This is a genomic window from Pseudomonas zhanjiangensis (genome assembly GCF_041027545.1).
Taxonomy (GTDB): domain Bacteria; phylum Pseudomonadota; class Gammaproteobacteria; order Pseudomonadales; family Pseudomonadaceae; genus Aquipseudomonas; species Aquipseudomonas zhanjiangensis.
Map to the genome: position 1 here is coordinate 170,974 of NZ_JBFTEG010000002.1, position 22,168 is coordinate 193,141.

Below are 22,168 nucleotides of genomic sequence, written 5' to 3' on the forward strand. Positions count from 1 at the left end.
CAGAGCCACTCGGCGAACGGCACCGACGCGGGGAAGGTTTATCTGGAGCACGCCATGAGGCCCCAGGCGGGTCAGTGGGGCTGATCGACATACGGATGGCGCCAGGGCTGGCTAGCCGGAATTGAGGGAGTAATTGCGCTATGGATGGCTTGGCGTTGCAGATTATCGTTGGCCCGACAAACGACGGCGCACCTATCTTTGGCGCCGTGCATGCTCCCCTGCTGCTCCTGCTGACCCTCGTGCTGGCCTGCGTTGCCAGCTACCTGAGCCTCCAGCTGCTCGAATCGGCCAGTCACAGCGCGCGCGGCGATAGCCGCCGCATTCGCCGCGCACTGAGCGCCAGCTGCCTGGCCATGGCAATCGGCGCCCCGCAGCTGCTCGCCTGGCTGGCCCAGGCGCCTGCACCGGGCCTGGCCGCCAGCCTGCTGATCGGCCTGCTGGTGCCATCGACCGCCGCCGCCCTGGCCCTGCACAGCCTGAACAGCCGCCACCTGCATGCCGGCCAGTACCTGCTCGGCGCAAGCTGTATCGGCCTTGGCATCGCCGCGATGCACTTCAGCGGCATGGCGCCTGCTGGCGTCCAGGCTCCTGCGCACTACCAACCCTTGCCCTTCGCCCTCGCCACGCTGCTGGCAATCGCCGGTAGCCTTGGCGCCCTGCTCCTCGGCCGCGCAGTCACGCCGGCGGCCCGCTGGGCGCTGGCCGCGCGCAGATGCCTGGCCAGTGTGCTGCTGGGGCTGGTCGTGGTTGCCGGGCCCTTGCTCGCCAGTTGGCCGCTGACTGCCGAGACGCCTACCCAGGCCCTGGGGCATGGGCATGGCGTCGGCGAGCCTGGACAGCTGGAAGCGCTGATCCTCGGCGGCATCGCCCTGCTCAGCATCTTCGCCAGCCTGGGCGCCGCCTGGGCCGACAAGCGCCTGGCCCGCGACAAGCGCTGGCCCCAGCGAATCAACAGCCTGCTCGAGCAACTCAGCCAGGCACAGGCCTCGCTGCAGCGGGTCGCCAGCTTCGACCCGCTGACCGGCCTGCTCAACCGTCAGGGCCTGAATCAGGCGCTCGGCGAAAGACTGCAGGAGCATGCCCAGGAGCAGCCACTGGCGGTCATGTTTATCGACATCGACCACTTCAAGCGGATCAACGAAAGCCTCGGCCACAAGGCCGGTGATGAACTGCTCAAGGTGGTGGTCGAGCGCGTGCGCAGCGCCTTGCGCGATCAGGATGTGCTGGCGCGCTTCGGCAGCGACGAATTCTGCCTGCTGGCCGCTCTTCAGCACCGGGACGAAGCGAGGCCGCTAGCCCTGCGCGTGATGCAGTGCATGCAGGAGCCGTTCGCCCTGGCCGGCCGCAGCATGGTGATGACCCTCAGCATCGGCATCAGCCTGTACCCCGACGATGGCCGCAGTGGCGAAGAACTCCTCAAGCATGCCGACCTGGCGCTCTACCAGGCCAAGAGCAGTGGCCGCAACAGCCTGCAGTTCTTCAGCACCCAGCTGAGAACCAAGGCCAGCCTGGAACTGCAACTCGAGGAAGAGCTGCGCCACGCGATCCACCGGGATCGCGGCCTGGAGCTCTACTACCAACCGATTCTCGACCTGCACAGTGGCGAGCTGAACAAGCTCGAAGCCCTGGTCCGCTGGCAGCACCCACAACACGGACTGCTGGCCCCGGACCGCTTCATTGGAATCGCCGAGGCCAACGGCTTTGTCGCCGAGCTGGACGCCTGGGTGCTGCGACGCGCCTGTCGGGACCTGAGCCGGCTGAATGACAGCGGCTACCGGCAGTTGAGGGTGGCGGTCAATTGCTCGGCGCTCAACCTGGGGCGCGAGGAGCTGGTGCAGGAGGTGGACGATGCCCTGCGCAGTTTTTCCGTCCAGCCCCAGCGCCTGGAACTGGAAGTCACCGAGAATGCCCTGATGGGCAATATCAACCAGGCCGCGAACCTGCTGCAACAGATCCGTGCGCTGGGGGTCAGCTTGTCCATTGACGACTTCGGCACCGGCTACTCCTCGCTCGCCTACCTCAAGCGCCTGCCGCTCGACACCCTGAAAATCGACCGTTCATTTCTCATGGATATCCCCGACGCCCAGACCGATATGCAGATCATCCAGGCGATCATTGCCATGTCCCATTCGCTGCGCCTCAAGGTGGTCGCCGAAGGCGTGGAGACGCCACAGCAACTGGCCTTCCTGCGCGAGCACGACTGCGACTTCATCCAGGGCTTTCTGCTCAGCCCGCCATTGCCGCTGGCGCAACTGCAGTGTTTTCTGGACAACTACCGCCCCGCTGTCGAGGCGACGCATATCCTGCTTGAGCAAGGTTGAAAAGCTCACCGCTGCTCCTAGAGTAAAGGGGGTCGATGGGCTTACCCGTCTTGGTTGTCGCACCCTGCGAAAGGTCGTTGCGCCCATGCCTGCCAAGTGTTCCATGCTCGTTCGGACCAGAGGCCAGCGGTGGTTTGCCGCGGTCTTGCTGGTCATCCAGGCATTCGCGCCGGCGACTGCCTGGGCGGCTGACAACGTGCGCCTGCAACTGCGCTGGCTGCATCAGTTCCAGTTCGCCGGTTACTACATGGCCCTGGAAAAAGGTTTCTATCGTGACGCCGGGCTGCAGGTGGAGATTCTCCCGGGCGGCCCGGGTTCAGCCAAACCCATGGCCGCCCTGCTCGCCGACGAAGCCGACTTCGCCATCGCCAACAGCGGCGTGATCATCGCCCGCATGGCCGGCGACCCGGTGGTCGCACTGGCCGCGATCATGCAGCGCTCACCGATCGTCTGGATCGTCCGTGCCGACTCGGGCATCTACAGCCCGCACGACCTGGACGGCAAGCGGGTGATGCTGATGCCCGAACCGGAGAGCTCCGAACTGCGCATCACCCTGGCCCATGAAGGCATCGACCCGAAGCAGCTGCAGATCCAGCACACCAGCTTCAATCCGCAAGACCTGATCGACGGCAAGACCGACGCCTACGACGGATATATCTCCAACGAGCCCTTCTGGCTGCGCCAGCAGGGTGTGGGCTACCGCCTGATCGACCCGCACGAATACGGGGTCAACTTCTACAACGACGTGCTGATCACCCGTGAAGGCCTGCTGCAGGAGCGCCCCGAGCAGGTCGAGGCCTTTACCCAGGCAAGCCTCGCAGGCTGGCGCTATGCCCTGGAGCATATCGAGGAAAGCGTGCAACTGATCCACCGCCGCTTTGCCCCGGACAAGAGCCTGGAACACCTGCGCTTCGAGGCCAGAGAATTAAAGAAGCTGATCATGCCCGAGCTGGTCCAGCTCGGGCACATGAACCCGGGACGCTGGCAAACCATCGCCGAGGACTATGTCGAATTGGGCCTGGCCCAGGGGCCGGTCAACCTCGAGGGCTTTATCTACCGGGGCCCGCCGAAAGCCGACAACGGCTTGCTCTACCGCGCACTGGCCGGCGCCCTGGCGGCCCTGCTGCTGGTCGGCGGCGTGGCCTTGCGCTTCGTTCACCTGACTCACCGCTTGCGCTCTGAGATCGAGCTTCGCCGTCAAGCCGAAGAGGAACTGCGCCGCAGCAACAGTCAGCTCGAGCGCCTGGCCAATACCGACCGCCTGACCGGACAATGCTCACGCCTCAAGCTCGAGGATCTGGCCCATGCGGAGATCAAGCGCGCCGAGCGCCATGACCTGCCGCTGAGCCTGGCGTTTCTCGACATCGATCACTTCAAGTCGATCAATGACCAGTATGGTCACGACGTCGGCGACCTGGTGCTCAGCGGCCTGGCGCAGAAGATCAAGGCGCAGCTGCGCGAGACCGACAGCCTGTGTCGCTGGGGCGGCGAGGAATTCATCATTCTCATGCCGCACACCGACCTCGACCACGCCCGGGTGATGGCGGAAAAATTCCGCGCCCTGCTCGCCGCCGAGCCGCTGGTGGATCAGATTCGGGTCACCGCCAGCTTCGGCGTGGCGCAGTGGCAACCCGGCCAGGGCCTGGGCGAACTGGTGCACTGCGCCGACCTGATGCTCTATCGCGCCAAGAAGCTGGGGCGCAATCGAGTCGAATTCTTCAGCCACAGCCATATCCAACCCTTGGTGTAGGCGCCGCCCGGCCGGCTCAGGCCAGGCTATGCCACGCCGCCAGCCAGGCCAGGCTTGCCCGCGTGCCTTCGGCGCCAGGCCGATACTCGGCGCCCAGCCAGCCCGCGTAGCCGCCGCGCTCGAGCGCCGCCAATGCCGCCACGAAGTCCAGGCGACCGCTGCCCGGCTCGCCGCGCCCGGGACAGTCGGCGAACTGCACGTGGCCGATGCGCCCGGCCAGCAGTTCGATCCCCGCCACCGGGTCGATACCCTGGCGGGCCATGTGATAGAGATCGTATTGTGCCGCCAGGTTGGGATGATTCACCGCGCGCAACAGCGCATCGAGATCCTCGGGGGTATTGATCAGAAACCCCGGCATGTCCAGCGGATTGATCGCCTCCACCAGCACGCGAATGCCCAGCACGGCGAAGGCGTCGGCGGTACGGCGCAGGTTATCGACCAGGGTCGCCAGCGCCTGCTCGCGGCTCAGCCCCTCGGCCAAACGGCCGGGCAGCACATTGACGCACGCCGGACGCACCATGGCCGCGTAGGTCAGCGCCTCCTGCAGGGCGGCGTCGAACTCCGCCTGCCGGGCCGGCACCGCGGCCAGCCCGGGGCCGCCGGCCATCAGGTCACCGGCAGGCAGGTTGATCAGCACCAGCGGCATGCCAGCAGCGTGCAGGGCCTCCTGCAATCGAATGGCCGGTACCTCGTAGGGGAACTGAATCTCCACGCCGTCGAAACCCGCCGCGCGCGCGGCGACGACACGCTCGATCAGCGCCAGCTCGGTGAACAGCAGCGACAGGTTGGCGGCGATCTTCATGCCTCGCCCTCGCGGTACAGCTCGACCAGGGTCGCCGGATCGCGCTCCAGGTTGCCCCGGCCGCCATGCAGGCGCATCAGCTGCGCGGCCAGGCCGCTGAGCGGCGTCGCCGAACCGATCTCGCGGGACAGCTTGACCGCGGTCTCCAGATCCTTGAGCAGGGTGCGTACATGCCACTTGGCCGGTTCGAATGTGCTGGCGGCCATCTGCGGGGCCAGAATCTGCAGCGGCCTGGAGTCGGCAAAGCCCCCGGCCAAAGCCGGCGCGATCAGGCTGGCATCGACCCCCGCGCGCTCGGCCAGGGCCACCACCTCGGCAATCACCAGGGCGTTGCAGGCCACGATCATCTGGTTGCACGCCTTGGTCACCTGACCGGCACCGACGTCGCCCATGCGGGTCAGGCGTTGGCCCAGATGGGCCAGGATCGGCCGCACCCGCTCGACGTCCAACTCGCTCCCGCCGGCCATGATCGCCAGGCTGCCCGCCTCGGCCCCCGCAGTACCGCCGGAGACCGGCGCATCGACCCAGCGCATGCCCGTGCGCGCCTCCAATTCAGCGGCCATTTCGCGAGTCGCCGCCGGATCCAGGCTGGAGAAGTCCACCAGCAGCTGCCCTGGCCTGGCGCCCTCGACGATGCCGCCGGGGCCGAAGACCACCTCGCGCACCACCGCGGTATTGGCCAGACACAGCATCACCACCTCACTGTCGGCGCAGAGTTCGGCCGGACGCTCGACCCGCCGCGCGCCCTGTTCCAGCAGTGGCAGGCACTTGTCCGCCGAGCGGTTCCACAGTGTCAGCGGGTAGCCGGTGGCGAGCAACCGGCGGGACATCGGCAATCCCATCAGGCCGATGCCGGCGAAGGCGAGTGAAGGTAGCGAGGCCGTCATACAGAGACTCCATACGATTCGAGAAAGCACCCATGTTAACCACGAAGTCAGTCGATGAGAGCTGCGCTCAAGCGCACATGTCCCTATAATCCGCCCGCTTTCCCCGCTATTGAACCGGAGAACCCCCATGATCAAGCGTACCCTCGCGCTCGCCGCCGGCGTGGCCCTTAGTTTTTCTGCCCTGTTCGCTCACGCGGCCGACACCCTCAAGGTTTCGGCCATTCCCGACGAAGCCCCCACCGAACTGCTGCGCAAGTTCAAGCCGCTGGGTGCCTACCTCGAACAGCAACTGGGCATGCCGGTCGAGTTCGTGCCGGTTGCCGACTATGCCGCGGTGGTCGAGGCGATCGCCGCCGACCGCGTCGACCTGGCCTGGCTGGGCGGCTTCACCTTCGTCCAGACCCGCCTGAAGACCGGCAATGCCCTGCCCCTGGTGCAGCGCGCCGAGGATGAGAAGTTCACCAGCAAGCTGATCAGCGCCGACCCGGACGTGAACTCGCTGCAGGACCTCAAAGGCAAGACCTTCGCCTTCGGCTCGGTCTCCTCCACCTCCGGCAGCCTGATGCCGCGTTATTTCATGCTGCAGGACGGCATCAAGCCGGAAGAGTTCTTCAGCCGCATCGCTTACTCCGGCGCCCACGACGCCACCGCGGCCTGGGTCCAGGCCGGCAAGGCCGACGGCGGCGTGCTCAACGCCTCGGTCTGGGACAAGCTGGTCGCGGCCGGCAAGGTCGACACCGCCAAGGTCAAGGTGATCGCCACCACCCCGCCCTACTACGACTACAACTGGACCGTGCGCGGCACCCTCGATCCGGCCCTGCGCGACAAGATCCAGGCCGCGTTCCTCGCCCTCGACCCGGCCAATCCGGAGCACAAGGCGATCCTCGACCTGCAGGCGGCCAGCCGCTTCATCGCCACCAAGGCGGAAAACTACCAAGGCATTGAGGAAGCAGCCCGCGCGGCCGGCCTGTTGAAGTGAGCATCAGCCTGCATGGCGTGGGCCTGTCCCACGCCAATGGCCAGGTTGCGCTTCGCGATATCGAGCTGCGGGTCCGCCCCGGCGAACGGCTCGCCATCATCGGGCCGTCCGGCGCCGGCAAGACCAGCCTGCTGCGCCTGCTCGCGACCAGCCTGCGCCCAAGCGCCGGCCAGTTCGAGCTGTTCGGCCAGCAGCCCTGGCAACTGGCCGCTGGCCAGCGTCAGCGCCTGCGCAGCCGAATCGGCCTGATCCATCAGGCGCCGCCGCTGCCGCCGCGCCAGCGCGTGGTCACCGCGGTACTGGCCGGCAAGCTCGGCCAGTGGTCGCTGGCCAAGAGCCTGCTCAATCTGCTGCATCCAGTGGATGCCCAGGGCGCCCGCGCGGCACTCGCTCGCCTGGACCTGGCCGACAAGCTGTTCGAGCGCTGCGACCAGCTCTCCGGCGGTCAGTTGCAGCGAGTCGGGATCGCCCGGGTGCTCTATCAGGCGCCGGAATTGATCCTCGCCGACGAACCGGTTTCAGCCATGGACCCGCTACTGGCCGGGCACACCCTCGCTGTACTCAACCAGCAGGCCGCCGAGCGCGGCGTCACCCTGCTGGCCAGCCTGCATGCGGTCGACCTAGCCCTGGCGCACTTTCCGCGGATCATCGGCGTACGCGAGGGCCAGGTGCTGTTCGACCTGCCGCCCGCGGCGATCCAGCCGGGCCAGCTGGAGGCGCTGTATGCCAACGAACAACTGCAACCCCTGCCGGCCTCGACGCCCGCCGCCCCGGTGTGCGTTCAGATCCCGCGATGCTGAAGCCGCAGCTGCGTGACCCCGCCGCGCTGCCACGCCTGCTGCTGGGCCTGCTGGCGCTGCTGCTGTTATGGCCGGGCTTGTCGCTCAGCGAGCTGAACCTGGCGGTGCTGGCCGACCCGCAGAACGCCGCCAACATGGGCGGCTTTCTCGCCGGCTTCTGGCCCCTGGCGCATGACCGCGAGTTTCTCTCGCTGCTCGCCCGCGCCACCCTGGAAACCCTGGCCATCGCCACCGCCGGCATGGCCCTGGCGCTGCTCATCGCGATTCCCGGCGCACTGCTCGCCAGCCGCGCTTTGTCGCTGTCCGCCGCTCACCGCGGCGGCCGCCCGACTTGGTGGGCCCAGGCACTGCGCTGGCCGGCACGCGGCCTGCTCATCGTGTTGCGCAGCGTGCCGGAAATCGTCTGGGCGTTGCTGTTCGTCCGCGCAGTCGGCCTGGGTCCGACTGCCGGCGTGCTGGCCATCGCCATCACTTACAGCGGTATGCTGGGCAAGGTCTATGCGGAGATCTTCGAATCGGTCGATCCGCGCCCGAACCGTGCGCTGCTGATCGCCGGCAGCTCGCGCCTGAGCGCCTTCGCCTATGGCGTATTGCCCAATGCCGCGGCGGAGATGCTCTCCTACAGCGTGTATCGCTGGGAATGCGCGATCCGCGCCTCGGTGGTGATGGGCTTCGTCGGCGCCGGCGGCCTCGGCCAGCAGATCGACCTGTCGCTGCGCATGTTCGCCGGTGGCGAAGTGGCCAGCATGCTGCTGTGCTTCCTGCTCCTGGTACTGCTGGCCGACCAGCTCAGCCGCCTGCTACGCGCGAGGCTGCTATGAGCCGCGCGATCAACTATGGCCTGTTGCTGACCCTGCTGCTGGCGGTGGCCGGCTCGTTCCACTTCCTCGGCATCGACCTCGGCGCCCTGGCTGGCACAGACAGCCTGAGCCAGATGGCCAGCTACGCCGGCGGTTTCCTGTCCCCGGACTTCTCCGCCGGGCACCTCGGCGCCATTGCCCATGGCGCCTTGGAAACCCTGGCCATGTCGGCCATCGGCACCCTGCTCGCCGCCCTGCTGGGCCTAGGATTGGCGCTTCCGGCTGCCGGTCGCTGTGGCTGGCTGGCCATGAGCGCTTCGCGCCTGCTGCTCAATGCCTTGCGCGCGGTGCCGGAGCTGGTCTGGGCGGCGCTGGTGGTGCTGGCGGCCGGCCTCGGCCCGAACGCCGGCACCCTGGCCCTGGCGCTGCACACCAGCGGGGTGCTCGGGCGCCTGTTCGCCGAAGCCCTTGAGAACAGCCCGAGCGAGCCGGCCGAGGCGATTGGCCTGGCCGGTGGCGGGCGCGTCACCGCCTTCTGCTACGGCACCCTGCCGACCATCTGGCCGCAGCTGATCGCCTATACGCTGTACCGCTGGGAAAACAATATCCGCATGGCCAGCGTACTGGGCTTCGTCGGTGCCGGCGGCCTGGGGCAGATGCTCTACGTCAGCCTCAGCCTGTTCCAGCAAGCCCAGGCCGCCACGGTGATCCTGGCCATGCTGGTGCTGGTGCTGGGAGTGGACACGCTGAGCGGCTGGGCACGCCAGCGCTGGGTCAATAGCTAGCCCGCCGAGCGCTAGAGGCCGTCCTTTTCCAAGTGGTCGAGATTGACCGTATCGCCGGCATGCATGTCGAGCTTGGTGCGGATATCGGCGAACATCTGGTCGTACTCCCGATGATTGCGCTGCAGCAGGCTGGCATCGGCCGGCAGGCCATGCTTGCGGGCTATCCGGGCGGCGACGCTGGCAAAGTTGAAGGCCGTGTCGCGGTGCAGTTCGAACTCTTCCTCGAAAGTCTTGCCGGCGATCTCCCCCACCAGCCGCATATGCAGCATGGGGCCCTCGGCAGGGTCCTGGCGCACCTCGTAATGCAGATCGATGCTGAACACCGGTTGGTCAGCCGTGCCAACCGGATTGGCGCGATGCAGATGGCCGGGCTCGAACATGCGGACACTCCTTTAAACGGGTCAACAGCGAGCATAGTCCAACCGGGCGCAGCCGCGGCCATTGTCTGGCGGCGGGGCCGATCAGTGCAGCGCCGGGGCCTGCCCACGCTCCTGCACCAGCACCCAGGGCGCCACCACCACGGCCCAGAGCTGCGGATCGCGCGCCAGCAGGTCCTCGGCCCGAGTATCGTCGACCTTGCCCAGCAGCCCGCTATCGAGCCACGCCGAGACCTTGTCCCGATCATTTTCGGCCACCGCCTGCGCCACCGCGATCAGATCCTGCCCGCCCTCGACCCAGAGCAATGCGCCGCGGGCGAAGAAGGGCTGCAGTTCCTGCCAGGCAATTGGTGCCGTTTCTCCAAGCAGCTTGGCATAGAGGGTGCTAGCGTGTTCTGTCATGGTTTGCCCTGTAGTGGATAAGCCTAGTGATGATCATCGGCCATGATAGCGCCGGCCACCGGCCAGGCAAATTCTCCTGGCCTGAACAGGCGCTTCCAAGGCACGCCGTTTTTCTATACGTTTGTTTCATTTACGCGACACCCGCGTACTTTGCCCCCGATGGCTGGCTTTTCAAGGCGTAAACCGGCGCTCTAAACTGCACCGGTACAGTTGCCGGGGGTATGACCGGGGAAATCTATCCGGTTCTGCAGCTTTGGCCGCAAGAACTACAACAACGAAAAACATAAGAGTGGAGCACTATGAACAAGGCTACTAAGCAGATTTCCAAACTGTTTGCCGCCATGGCCATGGCCGGCGTTGCCAGCTACTCGTTAGCGGCCGACACCATCAAGATCGGCATGGCCGGCCCGGTTACCGGCCCCGTCGCGCAATACGGTGAAATGCAGTTCATCGGGGCCGAGATGGCCATCGAGCAGATCAACAAGGCCGGTGGGGTGAACGGCGCCATGCTCGAGGGCATCAAGTACGACGACGCCTGCGACCCGAAGCAGGCCGTTGCCGTGGCCAACAAGATCGTCAACGACGAAGTCAAGTTCGTCATCGGCCACCTCTGCTCCAGCTCCACTCAGCCAGCGTCGGACATTTACGAAGACGAAGGCATCCTGATGATCAGCCCGGCCTCCACCAGCCCGGACATCACCGCCCGTGGCTACGAACTGGTGTTCCGCACCATCGGCCTGGACAGTCTGCAGGGCCCGACAGCCGGCAACTTCATTGCCGACCACATCAAGCCCAAGGCCGTGGCCGTGCTGCATGACAAGCAGCAGTACGGTGAAGGCATCGCCACCGCGGTCAAGCAGACCCTGGAGAACAAAGGCGTCAAGGTCGCCCTGTTCGAAGGCATCAATGCCGGCGACAAGGACTTCTCGGCGATGGTTGCCAAGCTCAAGCAAGCCGGCGTCGACTTCGTCTACTACGGCGGCTACCACCCGGAACTGGGCCTGCTGCTGCGCCAGTCGGCCGAGAAGGGCCTGAACGTGCGCTTCATGGGTCCGGAAGGCGTGGGCAACAAGGAAATCTCCGCCATCGCCGGCCCGGCCTCCGAAGGCATGCTGGTCACCCTGCCGAAGTCGTTCGATCAGGATCCGAAGAACCAGGCCCTGGTCGAGGCCTTCAAGGCCAAGAACCAGGACCCGACCGGTCCGTTCGTGTTCCCGGCCTACGCCGCCGTGCAAGTCATTGCTGAAGGCATCGAGAAAGCCGGCAGCACCGACACCGCTGAAGTGGCCGCCGCCCTGCGCGCCAACAGCTTCGACACCCCGACCGGCACCCTCGCCTTCGACGAGAAGGGCGACCTGAAGGACTTCGCCTTCGTGGTCTACGAGTGGCACCAGGACGGCACCAAGACCGAAGCGCCGCTGAACTAAAAAGCGCGGCCCCGCCTGAACCCAAAGCCCACTGCAAACGCAGTGGGCTTTGTTTATTAGAAGAATTCCGGTCTCATGCTGCGCCACAAGCGCCGCCGTGCGTGACGACCCAGGAGTTAGGCAATGCCTGATCTTTATCACTACCTGCAACAGCTGGTTAACGGCCTGACCGTTGGCAGCACCTATGCCCTGATCGCCATCGGCTACACCATGGTCTACGGCATCATCGGCATGATCAACTTCGCCCACGGCGAGGTTTACATGATTGGCTCGTACGTAGCCTTCATCGCCATCACCGGACTGGCCATGTTCGGCCTGGACAGCCTGCCCCTGGTGATGATCAGCGCCTTCGCGGCCAGCATCATCGTCTGCAGTGCCTATGGCTACAGCATCGAGCGGGTCGCCTATCGCCCGTTGCGCGGCGGCAACCGCCTGATCCCGCTGATCTCGGCGATCGGCATGTCGATCTTCCTGCAGAACGAAGTGCTGCTGGCCCAGGACTCCAAGGACAAAGCCATTCCCAACCTGCTGCCGGGTAACTTCATCTTTGGCGAGGACGCCATGACGGGTGTGGTGATCTCCTACATGCAGGTGCTGATCTTCGTCGTTACCTTCCTGGTGATGGTCGGTCTGACCCTGTTCATCTCCCGCTCACGCCTGGGCCGCGCCTGCCGCGCCTGCGCCGAAGACCTGAAGATGGCCAACCTGCTGGGCATCAACACCAACAACATCATCGCCCTGACCTTCGTCATCGGCGCCACCCTGGCCGCCGTGGCCGCGGTGCTGCTGGGCATGCAGTACGGCGTGATCAACCCGCACCTGGGCTTCCTCGCCGGTATCAAGGCGTTCACCGCCGCGGTGCTGGGCGGCATCGGCAGCATTCCTGGCGCCGTGCTCGGCGGCCTGGTTCTGGGCGTGGCCGAGGCCTTCGGCGCCGACATCTTCGGCGACCAGTACAAAGACGTGGTCGCCTTCAGCCTGCTGGTGCTGGTGCTGCTGTTCCGCCCAACCGGCATCCTGGGTCGCCCGGAGGTGGAAAAAGTATGATCGCCAAGAACCTCAAAACCGCCTTCTTCAGCGCCCTGCTGGTGATGGCCGTGGCCTACCCGGTGCTCGGCCTGAAACTGACCACCGTCGGCATCAGCCTGCAGGTGCAAGGCGCCAGCCCGGCCGTGCTATGGACCATCGCCGCGTGCGCCATCGCCATGTTCGTCTGGCAGTTGCTGCGCGACAAGCTGAGCACGGCCTGGAGCCAGCTCCCCAGACTGCCGAGCGTGCCGAGCCAGGCGAGTGACCTGCTCACCCGCCCGGCGACCCAGCGCTGGGTCGTGCTCGGCCTGATCCTGGTCGCCCTGGCCTGGCCGTTCTTTGGCAGCCGCGGCGCGGTGGATATCGCCACGCTGATCCTGATCTACGTGATGCTCGGCCTCGGCCTGAACATCGTGGTGGGCCTGGCTGGCCTGCTCGACCTGGGCTACGTCGCCTTCTACGCGGTCGGCGCCTACAGCTATGCCTTGCTGGCCCACTACTTCGGCCTGAGCTTCTGGATCTGCCTGCCGATCGCCGGCCTGATGGCCGCCACCTTCGGCTTTCTCCTCGGCTTCCCGGTGCTGCGCCTGCGCGGCGACTACCTGGCGATCGTCACCCTGGGCTTCGGCGAGATCATCCGCATCCTGCTGAACAACCTGACCTGGCTGACCGGCGGCCCCAACGGCATCGGCTCGATTCCCAAGCCGACGCTGTTCGGCCTGTCCTTCGACCGCCGCGCCGAAGAGGGCCTGCAGACCTTCCACGAGTACTTCGGCATCGCCTACAACTCGATCAACAAGGTGATCTTCCTCTACCTGATCGCCCTGGTGCTGGTGCTGCTGACCCTGTTCGTGATCAACCGCCTGCTGCGCATGCCGATCGGCCGCGCCTGGGAAGCGCTGCGCGAGGATGAGATCGCCTGCCGCGCACTGGGCATGAACCCCACCGTGATCAAGCTTTCGGCCTTCACCCTGGGTGCCTGCTTCGCCGGTTTCGCCGGCAGCTTCTTCGCCGCGCGCCAGGGCCTGGTCAGCCCGCAGTCGTTCACCTTCATCGAGTCGGCGATCATCCTCGCCATCGTGGTGCTGGGCGGCATGGGCTCGCAACTGGGGATCATCCTCGCGGCCATCGTGATGATCTTGCTGCCGGAACTGGCCCGCGAGTTCAACGAGTACCGCATGCTGATGTTCGGCGCCCTGATGGTGCTGATGATGATCTGGCGTCCGCAGGGCCTGTTGCCCATGCAGCGCCCCCACCTGGAGCTGAAACAATGAGCCGCCCTATCCTGGAAGTCAGCGGCCTGTCCATGCGCTTCGGCGGCCTATTGGCCGTCAACGGGGTGGGCCTGACCGTCAACGAGAAACAAGTGGTATCGATGATCGGCCCGAATGGCGCCGGCAAGACCACGGTATTCAACTGCCTGACCGGCTTTTACCAGCCCACCAGCGGCAACATCCGCCTGGCGGGCGAGCAGATCGAGGGCCTGCCGGGCCACGAGATTGCCCGCAAGGGCGTGGTGCGCACCTTCCAGAACGTTCGCCTGTTCAAGGAAATGACCGCGGTGGAGAACCTGCTGGTGGCCCAGCACCGCCACCTCAACACCAACTTCCTGGCCGGCCTGCTGAAGACGCCGTCGTTCCGCAAGAGCGAGCGCGAGGCGATGGCCTATGCCGAGCACTGGCTGCAGCAGGTCAACCTGACCGAGTTCGCCAACCGCCCGGCCGGCACCCTCGCCTACGGCCAGCAGCGTCGCCTGGAGATCGCCCGCTGCATGATGACCCGGCCGAGCATTCTCATGCTCGACGAGCCGGCCGCCGGCCTGAACCCGCGCGAAACCGATGACCTCAAGGCGCTGATCGGCGTGCTGCGCGACCAGCACAATGTCACCGTGCTGCTGATCGAACACGACATGAAGCTGGTCATGAGCATTTCCGACCATATCTACGTGATCAACCAGGGCACCCCCCTGGCCGACGGTACGCCGGAGCAGATCCGCGACAACCCGGACGTGATCAAAGCCTATCTGGGGGAGGCGTAAGCATGCTGAACTTCAACAACGTCTCCACCTTCTACGGCAAGATCCAGGCCCTGCACGACGTCAGCATCGAAGTGCAGAAAGGCGAGATCGTCACCCTGATCGGCGCCAACGGCGCGGGCAAGTCGACCCTGCTGATGACCCTGTGCGGCAACCCCCATGCCAGCAGCGGCAGCATCCGCTACCAGGGCGAGGAACTGGTCGGCCTGGAAACCCCGGAAATCATGCGCAAGAGCATTGCCGTGGTGCCCGAGGGGCGCCGGGTGTTCGCCCGCCTGACCGTGGAAGAAAACCTGGCGATGGGCGGCTTCTTCACCGCCAAGGCCGACTTCCAGGCCCAGATGGACAAAGTCCTGCACCTGTTCCCGCGTCTGCAAGAGCGCCTCAACCAGCGCGCCGGCACCATGTCCGGTGGCGAGCAGCAGATGCTCGCCATCGGCCGCGCCCTGATGAGCAAGCCCAAGCTGCTGCTGCTCGACGAGCCGTCGCTGGGGCTGGCGCCGATCATCATCCAGCAGATCTTCGACATCATCGAGCAGCTGCGCAAGGATGGCGTGACCATCTTCCTGGTCGAGCAGAACGCCAACCAGGCGCTCAAGCTGGCCGATCGCGGCTATGTGCTGGAAAACGGCCGGATCGTCATGCAGGGCAGTGGCCATGACCTGCTGACCAACCCGAAGGTACGCGACGCCTACCTGGGCGGCTGACGCCGCCTGGGGCCAGAAGAACCGCTCTCCGGAGCGGTTTTTTTATCGACGCCGTTCACCCATTGGTCCGCGCAGCGGTGCCCGGGCCAGTTACAATGGCCGCCAACATTCTGCCGACGACGCCTCCATGACCGATGCCATCCGCCTGTCCAAACGCCTGATCGAACTGGTCGGCTGCTCGCGCCGCGAGGCCGAGCTGTATATCGAGGGCGGCTGGGTGCAGGTCGACGGCCAGGTAATCGAGGAACCGCAGTTCAAGGTGCTGAATCAGCGCGTCGAACTACATCCGGACGCGGTGGCCGCCGCGGTAGAGCCGGTCACGTTGCTGCTGCACGTGCCGAGCGGAAACAACCCGGATCGCGTGGCCCAGGCCTTGGCCCCGAGCGACCACTGGCCGGACGACGCCAGCGGCATACGACCGCTGAAAGGCCATTTCGCCCGTCTGACGCCTTGTATCCCCCTGCAGGCCGGTGCCGATGGCCTGCATGTGCTGACCCAGGACTGGCGCGTCGAGCGCAAGCTCAAGGAAGACCAAAGCAAGCTCGAGCAGGAGTATGTGGTCGAGGTCGATGGCCAGCTCAGCGCCGCCGAACTCAAGCGCCTGAACCACGGCCTGAGCTTCAATGGTGCACCGCTGCCGCCGTGCAAGGTCAGCTGGCAGAACGAGACCCGCCTGCGCTTTGCCTTGAAGAACCCGCAGCCCGGGCAGATAGTGTTCATGTGCAACAGCGTCGGCCTCAAGGTGCTGGGGCTCAAGCGCATCCGCATCGGTGGCGTGCCGATGGCCAAGGTTCCAGCCGGCCAGTGGCGCTATCTGGCCGCCAAGGAACGCTTCTAGGCATCTTGCCTGCGGCATCCGCGCCCACCGCGGCGCCCCTCCCCTTTTTCCCAGGAATTCCCATGCTCAACAACGATGTACTGCGCAGCCTGCGCTACAGCCTCGACCTCAGCGACGCACAGATGGCCGATATCATCCAGCTCGGCGGCCTGCAGGTCGCCGAGGGCCGAGTCAGTGCCGTACTCAAGAAGGACGACGAGGACGGCTTCCAGCCCTGCGACGACGAGCTGATGGCACATTTCCTCGACGGCCTGGTGACCTTCAAGCGGGGCAAGGATGACAGCCGCCCGCCCCAGCCCCTGGAGCTGCCGATCAGCAACAACCTGGTGCTGAAGAAGCTGAGGGTGGCCTTCGAGCTCAAGGAAGACGACATGCACGCGATCATGCACAGCGTCGACTGCCCGGTGTCCAAGCCCGAGATGAGTGCGCTGTTTCGCAAGGTCGGCCACAGCAACTACCGCAGCTGTGGCGACCAATTCCTGCGCAACTTCCTCAGGGGCCTGACCCTGCGCCTGCGCGGCTGAGCCAGGCCGGCGAGTCACCTGCAACGCCGATGGCGCTGCATTCCCGAGCGCAATAGTGCCTGCTCCAGGACGCATGCGCGTTTAGGCTGATGGCACCTTCCCTGCCATTAGGACTCGCCATGCACCCCTACTTTTCCCTGCAAGGTCGCACTGCTCTGGTCACCGGCGGCACCCGCGGCATCGGCAAGATGATCGCCAAGGCCCTCGTCGAAGCCGGGGCCAGCGTCTATGTCTGCGCCCGCGACGCCGAGGCCTGCGCACAGACGGCCGCCGAACTGTCGGCGTTCGGCAGCTGCCACGGCATCGCCGCCAACCTGGCCCACGAGGAAGGCGTACGGGCGCTGGTCGAGCAGCTCGATGGCGCGATCGATCGGCTGGACATCCTGGTCAATAACGCCGGTACCACCTGGGGCGCGCCACTGGAATCCTATCCGGTCAAGGGTTGGGAAAAGGTCATGCAGCTCAATGTGACGTCGGTGTTCAGCTGTATCCAGCAGTTGCTGCCGCTGCTGCGCCAGGCCGGCTCTGCGCAGAACCCGGCACGGGTGATCAATATCGGCTCGGTCGCCGGCATCAGCTCCCACGGCGAGGAGGCCTACGCCTATGGCCCGAGCAAGGCCGCCTTGCACCAGCTGTCGCGCATGCTGGCCCGCGAACTGGTCGGCCAGCACATCAACGTCAACGTGATCGCACCCGGTCGTTTCCCCAGCAAGATGACCCGGCATATCGCCGAGGATGAAGCAGCCATGGCCGAGGACAGCGCCCTGATCCCGATGCAACGCTGGGGCCGCGAGGAAGAAATGGCGGCCCTGGCGATCAGCCTGGCGAGTACTGCCGGCGCCTATATGACCGGCACCATCATCCCCATCGACGGTGGTTTCAGCCTCTGAGCGCGCCCGGCTGCGGGCCGCGCGCCCGTCAGTCCGGCGGGCCGCGCGGCCACCTGCCGCTCTGCTAGCTTTATTGTTGAGGGGGGGCAGAATACTTCAGGCTGCACTAGCGGCAAGGAGCTAAGCCATGAGCATGGCTGACTGGCGCATGCAGGGCGCCGAATTCGCCACCTGCAACTGTGACTGGGGTTGTCCCTGCCAATTCAGCGCGCGACCCAGCCACGGCCACTGCGAGGCAGTGGTATCGATGCGTATAGACCAAGGCCACTACAACCAGGTCAAGCTCGACGACCTGTGCTGGGTGGCAACCTTTGCCTGGCCCGGCGCCATCCATGAAGGCAACGGCCGCTGCCAGGTCTTCATCGAAGACAAGGCCAGTGCGCAGCAGCGCGACGCGCTGCTGCGCATTCTCTCCGGCGAGGACAGCGAGCCCGGCAGCACAGTGTTCTCGGTATTTGCCAGCACCATCAGCGAAATGTTCGAACCGCAGTTCGTGCCCATCGAGTTCGAGGTCGACGTGGATAAGCGCCTGGCACGCACCCGCATCGCCGGGGTACTCGAAGTCACCGGCGAGCCGATTCGCAACCCGGTGACCGGCGAGCCCGAGGAAGCGCGGATAGTGCTGCCCAAAGGCTTCGAGTTCACCGAAGCGCAGGTCGGCAGCGGCACCTACCAGACCCAGGGGGCGATCAAGATCGCCGCGCAGAATAGTCACGGCCACTTCGCCCGCCTGCACTTCACCGGCCAAGGCGTGGTGCGCTGAGCGTGCAAGCCGTGTCCGCGGGCGCTGCCGACCAGCAGCGACGCCTGCCCCATTGGCCGCTCAGCCGGGAGCAATGGCTGTGCCTGCTGTGCCTGCTGGCGATGACCGGCATGGCATGGTTGATTCTGCTGCGCCTGGCCGCACCGGGCGCCATGACCGACATGGCCATGGCGGCTATGCCGATGCCCTGGCGTGCGGCCGATGCGCTGCTGATGCTGGCGATGTGGTCGGTGATGATGGTCGGCATGATGCTGCCCAGCGCCCTGCCGATGATCCTGCTCTACCAACAGATGCTGCGCAGGTACCAGAACGCGCCACAACGGCATCTGGCCCTGCTGCTGTTTTGTCTGGCCTATCTGCTGATATGGGGTGGTTTCAGCCTGGTCGCCACCACAGTGCAATGGGGCCTGGACAGACTGACCCTGCTCGATCCGCAGATGCGCAGCCAGAGCCACTGGCTGGGCGCGGCCCTGCTACTCGGTGCCGGGGTCTACCAATGGTTGCCCGGCAAATCCGCCTGCCTGGCCCATTGCCGCGGGCCGGTGCAGTTTCTCCTCGGCCACTGGCGCGCCGGTATCCTCGGCGGGTGGCGGATGGGGCTCAGCCACGGCCTGTATTGCCTGGGCTGCTGCTGGATGCTGATGGCCCTGCTGTTCGTCGGGGGCGTGATGAATCTGCTGTGGGTCGCCGCGATCAGCCTCTATGTGCTGCTGGAAAAACTGCTGCCCCATGGCCTCTGGCTTGGCCGTGGCGCCGGACTGCTGCTGATCGCCTGGGCGCTGGCGCTGCTGCTCTACTAGGCCGCGCTTAAGGCCAGCGGCCATTGCGGGTAAGATGGCCGCCTCACCACTATCAACTGCGCTCATGCCCTACTCCGTATCGCCCATCGGCTTCGTCCGCTCCTGCTTCAAGGAGAAGTTCGCCATACCGCGCCAACCGCAACTGGCACCTGCCGCACGTGGGGTCCTGGAGCTGCTTGCGCCCTTCGATACGGGCGAGGCGGTGCAGGGTCTGGAACAGGTCAGCCACGTCTGGTTGCTGTTCCTGTTCCACCAGGCGCTGGAAGACAAGCCACGACTGAAGGTGCGGCCGCCGCGCCTGGGCGGCAACCAGTCGCTGGGGGTCTTCGCCAGTCGCGCGACCCACAGGCCCAACGGCATCGGCCAATCGGTGGTCAAGCTCGACCGCGTCGAGGCCGGACGCCTCTGGCTATCGGGCATCGACCTGCTCGATGGCACCCCGGTGCTGGATATCAAGCCCTACGTGCCCTATGCCGACAGCGTGCCCACCGCCTACAACCGCATCGCCGACAGCGCCCCAGCGGCCATCGCCGTCGACTGGCAGGACAAGGCCCTGCAACAGGCGCGAGCGCATGGCCTGCGCCTGAACGAACCCCTGACCGAGCTGATCGAGCAATGCCTGGCCCAGGACCCGCGCCCGGCCTATCAGCAGCCGCAACCGGAGCGGCGCTACGGTGCCAGCTTCTGGGATGTCGACGTACGCTGGCATTACCCGCAGCCGGGGCGGATTTGCGTGCTGGAAGTGGTGCCGGCCATTCCGCCGAGCGAGTTGTGATCTCTCAGCGGCCAGGATTGAGCGCCAGCACGTCGGCCTCTATCACCTGCTGGCTGACGATCAACGGCTCGACCAGCGGCCGACTGGCGAGAAAGTGCGGCGTCCGGGTGTGCGCCTCGAACGCCGCCTCGTCGGTGTACAGCTCGTAGAGCCAGACGCAGTCGGGGTCGCGACGATCACGCAGCAGATCGAAAGTCAGGCAACCCGGTTCGTCACGCACCGAAGCCGCGGCATTGACGCCCATGGCCGCCATGAACGCATCGAAACTTCCAGGCTTGAGTTGAGTCTTGAGCAACAGGCAGTACACAGCGAACTCCACTTTGTCTTATATTGGCCTCAAATTGTATACAAAAAGAGGATCAATAAGATGACCAACCGCCCGAGTCGACTCAACGGCCTGCGCCACCTTGCCCTGCTGGTGCCCAACCTGGAGGCCTGCGAACGCTTCTACGTCGATATACTCGGCATGCAGGTGCTGCACCGGGCCGGCCCGAACCTGGTCTACCTGACCTGCGGCAACGACAATCTGTCGCTGGGCCGCGCCCATGCCGACAGCAGCGGCACCCAGGCGATGGATCACTTCGGCTTTATCGTCGACAGCGTCGAACAACTGGAGGCCTGGTACCAATACCTCAAGGCACAGGGCGTGACGCTGCTGGACAGCCCCTTCGATCATGGCGATGGCGCCCGCAGCTTTCACCTGCTCGACCCGGCCGGGAACAAGGTCCAGCCGATCTACCACCCGGCCATCTCCGGGCAACGCTTCAGCCCGCCTGCGCGCGCCTGAGCGATTGGCCAGACACGCCTCTGGACTGCCACGCTGACTGGGCGGGCGCAGGAAAATGGGGCGTGGCGAAGCGCTCGCCTGCCCCTTGCGGGCTCGATTGAAGTATTGTTCTGACTGTCAGCGGATTGCCCTCAGGCTTGCGCTAGGCTTGATGCTTAGCGGTACGACGCCACTCGTGTGGATATCCAGTTGTCAGAGACAGACCGTCAATCGATGAACAAGCCCACTTACCTGCCGGCCAGCAACGTCATCGACCTCCTGCTCGACGCCATCTGCGTGGTCGATCGCCAGGGGCGATTCGTCTTCGTCAGCGCGGCCTGCGAGCGCATCTTCGGCTATACCCCCGAGGAAATGCTGGGCCAGCCGATGATCGAGCTGGTCTTCCCGGAGGATCGGGCCAGAACGCTGCAGGCCGCCGACGAGATCATGGCGGGCACCAGCAAGCCCCACTTCGAGAACCGCTATGTGCGCAAGGATGGCCAGATCGTCCACATCATGTGGTCGGCACGCTGGTCGGAGGACGATCAGCTGCGAATCGCAGTCGCTCGCGACATTACCGAACGCAAGCGCAGCGAATCCATGCAGGCAGCCACCTACGCCATTTCCGAGGCCGCGCACTCGGCCCAGGACCTGCCCGGCCTGTTTCAGCGAATCCACCGGATCATCGGCGAACTGCTGCCGGCCAGCCTGTTCTCGGTGGTGCTGCACGATGAGCGCAGCAACCAGCTGAGCATCGCCTACCATGCCGACGAACGCCGGCAGCCGGCGGCGCCCGCCCTGCTGGATACCTGCGCCCTCGGCGCGCAGATCATCCGTAGCGGGCAGACCCTGCTGCGCGCCCCGGAGACCCTCGCCACGCTGCCGCAACAGGTGCGCGAGCTCGACTGCGACTCGCTCTACTGGCTGGGTGTGCCGCTCAATACGCGCAAGGGCACCATCGGTGCCTTGGTCGTGCAGAGTTATGCCCAGGAGGCACGCTACACCGATCGGGACAAGGAGCTGCTGCAGTTCGTCTCGACCCAGGTGGCGGCGACCGTGGAGCGTCAACAGATGCTCAGCCGCCTGCAGTTCATGGCGCAATACGACCAGCTGACCCAGCTACCCAACCGCGCCCTGCTGTATGACCGCCTGCACATCGCCCTGGCCCGGGCACGGCGCGAGCAGCTGCAGCTGTCCCTGGTGTTTCTCGACCTGGACAAATTCAAGCAGGTCAACGACACCTTCGGCCATGCCGTGGGCGATCAGCTGTTGCAGTTGGTGGCCCAGCGCCTGCGCGACTGCCTGCGCGAATCGGACACGGTCGCGCGCCTGGGCGGAGACGAATTCGTGGTGCTGCTGCAAGACTTTCACTCGCCGGACCATGTGATCACCGCGGCCGAGAAGATCCGCCTGGCGCTCAACCAGCCATTCGACCTCAACGGCCAGGCCCAGCTGGTTCCACCCAGCATCGGCGTGGCGCTCTACCCCCAGCATGGTGCCGATGCACAGCAGCTGCTCCAGCATGCGGACAAGGCCATGTATCTGGCCAAGCGTCTCGGTGGCAATCGCTTCCAGATCAACCTGGAAGACAGCCTGGCAGAGCGCCAGGCGTAGGCAGACGTCCAGCGCAGCAGCGGCCCGGCCATGCACCCGGGCCCGAGACCACAACAAGAAAGCTCGCCGGGCGGCGAGCTCTGCTATTGGGCCTGCG

Annotated in this window: 24 protein-coding genes; 19 read left to right on the plus strand and 5 right to left on the minus strand. The window is 65.6% G+C overall.

The genetic code is table 11. The features are described 5' to 3' along the window. The first annotated feature begins 155 nt into the window (after nucleotides 1–155). On the plus strand, nucleotides 156–2,321 hold the full coding sequence (locus AB5S05_RS03310; protein ID WP_369286015.1) for a putative bifunctional diguanylate cyclase/phosphodiesterase: 2,166 nt from the start codon (nucleotides 156–158) through the stop codon (nucleotides 2,319–2,321). A 103-nt stretch (nucleotides 2,322–2,424) separates the two neighbouring features. Further along, the gene (locus AB5S05_RS03315) at nucleotides 2,425–4,071 is read left to right on the plus strand and encodes an ABC transporter substrate-binding protein (protein WP_369286016.1); all 1,647 of its coding nucleotides are present in this window, start codon (nucleotides 2,425–2,427) and stop codon (nucleotides 4,069–4,071) included. A gap of 16 nt (nucleotides 4,072–4,087) precedes the next feature. On the opposite strand, the gene AB5S05_RS03320 is transcribed toward AB5S05_RS03315, so the two are convergent. Beyond that, a complete protein-coding gene (locus AB5S05_RS03320) occupies nucleotides 4,088–4,873 on the minus strand; it encodes a hydroxypyruvate isomerase family protein (protein WP_369286017.1) in 786 nt (261 codons plus the stop codon). Continuing rightward, the gene (locus tag AB5S05_RS03325; protein WP_369286019.1) at nucleotides 4,870–5,760 is read right to left on the minus strand and encodes an NAD(P)-dependent oxidoreductase; all 891 of its coding nucleotides are present in this window, start codon (nucleotides 5,758–5,760) and stop codon (nucleotides 4,870–4,872) included. Before AB5S05_RS03325 ends, AB5S05_RS03320 begins: the two co-directional genes overlap by 4 nt. A gap of 127 nt (nucleotides 5,761–5,887) precedes the next feature. Between AB5S05_RS03325 and AB5S05_RS03330 the strand changes: the two genes are divergently transcribed. The 4 genes from AB5S05_RS03330 to phnE are packed head-to-tail and all read left to right on the plus strand — an operon-like array spanning nucleotide 5,888 to nucleotide 9,124. Then, nucleotides 5,888–6,739: a putative selenate ABC transporter substrate-binding protein gene (locus tag AB5S05_RS03330; RefSeq protein WP_369286020.1), complete on the plus strand. Its 852-nt coding sequence runs from the start codon at nucleotides 5,888–5,890 to the stop codon at nucleotides 6,737–6,739. Next, entirely contained in the window at nucleotides 6,736–7,539 is an 804-nt protein-coding gene (locus tag AB5S05_RS03335; RefSeq protein WP_369286021.1) for a phosphonate ABC transporter ATP-binding protein, read from the plus strand. Before AB5S05_RS03330 ends, AB5S05_RS03335 begins: the two co-directional genes overlap by 4 nt. Continuing rightward, nucleotides 7,533–8,360: a PhnE/PtxC family ABC transporter permease gene (locus tag AB5S05_RS03340; protein ID WP_369286022.1), complete on the plus strand. Its 828-nt coding sequence runs from the start codon at nucleotides 7,533–7,535 to the stop codon at nucleotides 8,358–8,360. Before AB5S05_RS03335 ends, AB5S05_RS03340 begins: the two co-directional genes overlap by 7 nt. After that, the gene (phnE, locus tag AB5S05_RS03345) at nucleotides 8,357–9,124 is read left to right on the plus strand and encodes a phosphonate ABC transporter, permease protein PhnE (RefSeq protein ID WP_369286023.1); all 768 of its coding nucleotides are present in this window, start codon (nucleotides 8,357–8,359) and stop codon (nucleotides 9,122–9,124) included. Before AB5S05_RS03340 ends, phnE begins: the two co-directional genes overlap by 4 nt. Before the next feature lie 11 nt (nucleotides 9,125–9,135). Here the strand turns inward: phnE and AB5S05_RS03350 are convergent, their stop codons facing one another. Both AB5S05_RS03350 and AB5S05_RS03355 read right to left on the minus strand, forming a co-directional pair. Further along, the gene (locus AB5S05_RS03350) at nucleotides 9,136–9,504 is read right to left on the minus strand and encodes a DUF5064 family protein (protein ID WP_369286024.1); all 369 of its coding nucleotides are present in this window, start codon (nucleotides 9,502–9,504) and stop codon (nucleotides 9,136–9,138) included. A gap of 81 nt (nucleotides 9,505–9,585) precedes the next feature. Beyond that, the gene (locus AB5S05_RS03355; protein ID WP_369286025.1) at nucleotides 9,586–9,903 is read right to left on the minus strand and encodes a DUF2288 domain-containing protein; all 318 of its coding nucleotides are present in this window, start codon (nucleotides 9,901–9,903) and stop codon (nucleotides 9,586–9,588) included. Between the two features lie 299 nt (nucleotides 9,904–10,202). Between AB5S05_RS03355 and AB5S05_RS03360 the strand changes: the two genes are divergently transcribed. From AB5S05_RS03360 to tsaA, 11 genes are all read left to right on the plus strand, one after another. Next, on the plus strand, nucleotides 10,203–11,330 hold the full coding sequence (locus AB5S05_RS03360) for a branched-chain amino acid ABC transporter substrate-binding protein (RefSeq protein WP_369286026.1): 1,128 nt from the start codon (nucleotides 10,203–10,205) through the stop codon (nucleotides 11,328–11,330). Between the two features lie 123 nt (nucleotides 11,331–11,453). After that, nucleotides 11,454–12,377 carry a high-affinity branched-chain amino acid ABC transporter permease LivH gene (gene livH, locus AB5S05_RS03365; protein ID WP_369286027.1) on the plus strand — a complete coding sequence of 308 codons (924 nt, stop codon included), beginning with the start codon at nucleotides 11,454–11,456 and terminating at the stop codon, nucleotides 12,375–12,377. After that, on the plus strand, nucleotides 12,374–13,633 hold the full coding sequence (locus tag AB5S05_RS03370) for a high-affinity branched-chain amino acid ABC transporter permease LivM (RefSeq protein ID WP_438943532.1): 1,260 nt from the start codon (nucleotides 12,374–12,376) through the stop codon (nucleotides 13,631–13,633). The genes livH and AB5S05_RS03370 overlap by 4 nt, the downstream gene beginning before the upstream one ends. Next, a complete protein-coding gene (gene livG / locus AB5S05_RS03375; RefSeq protein ID WP_369286028.1) occupies nucleotides 13,630–14,397 on the plus strand; it encodes a high-affinity branched-chain amino acid ABC transporter ATP-binding protein LivG in 768 nt (255 codons plus the stop codon). Before AB5S05_RS03370 ends, livG begins: the two co-directional genes overlap by 4 nt. Before the next feature lie 2 nt (nucleotides 14,398–14,399). Then, a complete protein-coding gene (locus tag AB5S05_RS03380) occupies nucleotides 14,400–15,101 on the plus strand; it encodes an ABC transporter ATP-binding protein (protein ID WP_369286030.1) in 702 nt (233 codons plus the stop codon). Between the two features lie 127 nt (nucleotides 15,102–15,228). Further along, nucleotides 15,229–15,939: an rRNA pseudouridine synthase gene (locus AB5S05_RS03385; protein WP_369286031.1), complete on the plus strand. Its 711-nt coding sequence runs from the start codon at nucleotides 15,229–15,231 to the stop codon at nucleotides 15,937–15,939. Between the two features lie 62 nt (nucleotides 15,940–16,001). Next, on the plus strand, nucleotides 16,002–16,463 hold the full coding sequence (locus tag AB5S05_RS03390) for a YehS family protein (protein ID WP_369286032.1): 462 nt from the start codon (nucleotides 16,002–16,004) through the stop codon (nucleotides 16,461–16,463). A 119-nt stretch (nucleotides 16,464–16,582) separates the two neighbouring features. Beyond that, nucleotides 16,583–17,353 (plus strand): SDR family oxidoreductase, encoded by a 771-nt coding sequence (locus AB5S05_RS03395; protein ID WP_369286033.1) that lies wholly within the window; start codon nucleotides 16,583–16,585, stop codon nucleotides 17,351–17,353. Nucleotides 17,354–17,480: 127 nt separating this feature from the next. Beyond that, nucleotides 17,481–18,116 carry a DUF1326 domain-containing protein gene (locus tag AB5S05_RS03400; protein ID WP_369286034.1) on the plus strand — a complete coding sequence of 212 codons (636 nt, stop codon included), beginning with the start codon at nucleotides 17,481–17,483 and terminating at the stop codon, nucleotides 18,114–18,116. 2 nt (nucleotides 18,117–18,118) lie between these two features. Then, entirely contained in the window at nucleotides 18,119–18,916 is a 798-nt protein-coding gene (locus tag AB5S05_RS03405; protein WP_369286035.1) for a DUF2182 domain-containing protein, read from the plus strand. A 64-nt stretch (nucleotides 18,917–18,980) separates the two neighbouring features. Then, nucleotides 18,981–19,691, plus strand: coding sequence for a tRNA (N6-threonylcarbamoyladenosine(37)-N6)-methyltransferase TrmO (tsaA, locus tag AB5S05_RS03410; protein WP_369286036.1), 711 nt, complete (start codon nucleotides 18,981–18,983; stop codon nucleotides 19,689–19,691). Between the two features lie 4 nt (nucleotides 19,692–19,695). Here tsaA and AB5S05_RS03415 read toward each other — a convergent pair whose 3' ends face one another. Continuing rightward, on the minus strand, nucleotides 19,696–19,998 hold the full coding sequence (locus AB5S05_RS03415) for a putative quinol monooxygenase (RefSeq protein WP_369286037.1): 303 nt from the start codon (nucleotides 19,996–19,998) through the stop codon (nucleotides 19,696–19,698). A gap of 60 nt (nucleotides 19,999–20,058) precedes the next feature. On the opposite strand from AB5S05_RS03415, the gene AB5S05_RS03420 reads away from it, so the two are divergent. Together AB5S05_RS03420 and AB5S05_RS03425 are read left to right on the plus strand one after the other, a co-directional pair. Then, nucleotides 20,059–20,478 carry a VOC family protein gene (locus AB5S05_RS03420; protein ID WP_369286038.1) on the plus strand — a complete coding sequence of 140 codons (420 nt, stop codon included), beginning with the start codon at nucleotides 20,059–20,061 and terminating at the stop codon, nucleotides 20,476–20,478. A 213-nt stretch (nucleotides 20,479–20,691) separates the two neighbouring features. After that, nucleotides 20,692–22,071 (plus strand): diguanylate cyclase domain-containing protein, encoded by a 1,380-nt coding sequence (locus AB5S05_RS03425; RefSeq protein ID WP_369286039.1) that lies wholly within the window; start codon nucleotides 20,692–20,694, stop codon nucleotides 22,069–22,071. Nucleotides 22,072–22,168: the final 97 nt, after the last annotated feature.

Excerpts from the sequence above, each read along its gene's own strand:
- AB5S05_RS03360 (WP_369286026.1), top strand. The coding sequence starts at position 10,203 with ATGAACAAGGCTACTAAGCAGATTTCCAAACTGTTTGCCGCCATGGCC.
- AB5S05_RS03325 (WP_369286019.1), bottom strand. The coding sequence starts at position 5,760 with ATGACGGCCTCGCTACCTTCACTCGCCTTCGCCGGCATCGGCCTGATG.
- AB5S05_RS03385 (WP_369286031.1), top strand. The coding sequence starts at position 15,229 with ATGACCGATGCCATCCGCCTGTCCAAACGCCTGATCGAACTGGTCGGC.
- AB5S05_RS03395 (WP_369286033.1), top strand. The coding sequence starts at position 16,583 with ATGCACCCCTACTTTTCCCTGCAAGGTCGCACTGCTCTGGTCACCGGC.
- phnE (WP_369286023.1), top strand. The coding sequence starts at position 8,357 with ATGAGCCGCGCGATCAACTATGGCCTGTTGCTGACCCTGCTGCTGGCG.
- AB5S05_RS03320 (WP_369286017.1), bottom strand. The coding sequence starts at position 4,873 with ATGAAGATCGCCGCCAACCTGTCGCTGCTGTTCACCGAGCTGGCGCTG.
- AB5S05_RS03400 (WP_369286034.1), top strand. The coding sequence starts at position 17,481 with ATGAGCATGGCTGACTGGCGCATGCAGGGCGCCGAATTCGCCACCTGC.
- livG (WP_369286028.1), top strand. The coding sequence starts at position 13,630 with ATGAGCCGCCCTATCCTGGAAGTCAGCGGCCTGTCCATGCGCTTCGGC.
- tsaA (WP_369286036.1), top strand. The coding sequence starts at position 18,981 with ATGCCCTACTCCGTATCGCCCATCGGCTTCGTCCGCTCCTGCTTCAAG.
- AB5S05_RS03370 (WP_438943532.1), top strand. The coding sequence starts at position 12,374 with ATGATCGCCAAGAACCTCAAAACCGCCTTCTTCAGCGCCCTGCTGGTG.
- AB5S05_RS03350 (WP_369286024.1), bottom strand. The coding sequence starts at position 9,504 with ATGTTCGAGCCCGGCCATCTGCATCGCGCCAATCCGGTTGGCACGGCT.
- livH (WP_369286027.1), top strand. The coding sequence starts at position 11,454 with ATGCCTGATCTTTATCACTACCTGCAACAGCTGGTTAACGGCCTGACC.
- AB5S05_RS03420 (WP_369286038.1), top strand. The coding sequence starts at position 20,059 with ATGACCAACCGCCCGAGTCGACTCAACGGCCTGCGCCACCTTGCCCTG.
- AB5S05_RS03315 (WP_369286016.1), top strand. The coding sequence starts at position 2,425 with ATGCTCGTTCGGACCAGAGGCCAGCGGTGGTTTGCCGCGGTCTTGCTG.
- AB5S05_RS03340 (WP_369286022.1), top strand. The coding sequence starts at position 7,533 with ATGCTGAAGCCGCAGCTGCGTGACCCCGCCGCGCTGCCACGCCTGCTG.
- AB5S05_RS03355 (WP_369286025.1), bottom strand. The coding sequence starts at position 9,903 with ATGACAGAACACGCTAGCACCCTCTATGCCAAGCTGCTTGGAGAAACG.
- AB5S05_RS03390 (WP_369286032.1), top strand. The coding sequence starts at position 16,002 with ATGCTCAACAACGATGTACTGCGCAGCCTGCGCTACAGCCTCGACCTC.
- AB5S05_RS03380 (WP_369286030.1), top strand. The coding sequence starts at position 14,400 with ATGCTGAACTTCAACAACGTCTCCACCTTCTACGGCAAGATCCAGGCC.
- AB5S05_RS03425 (WP_369286039.1), top strand. The coding sequence starts at position 20,692 with ATGAACAAGCCCACTTACCTGCCGGCCAGCAACGTCATCGACCTCCTG.
- AB5S05_RS03330 (WP_369286020.1), top strand. The coding sequence starts at position 5,888 with ATGATCAAGCGTACCCTCGCGCTCGCCGCCGGCGTGGCCCTTAGTTTT.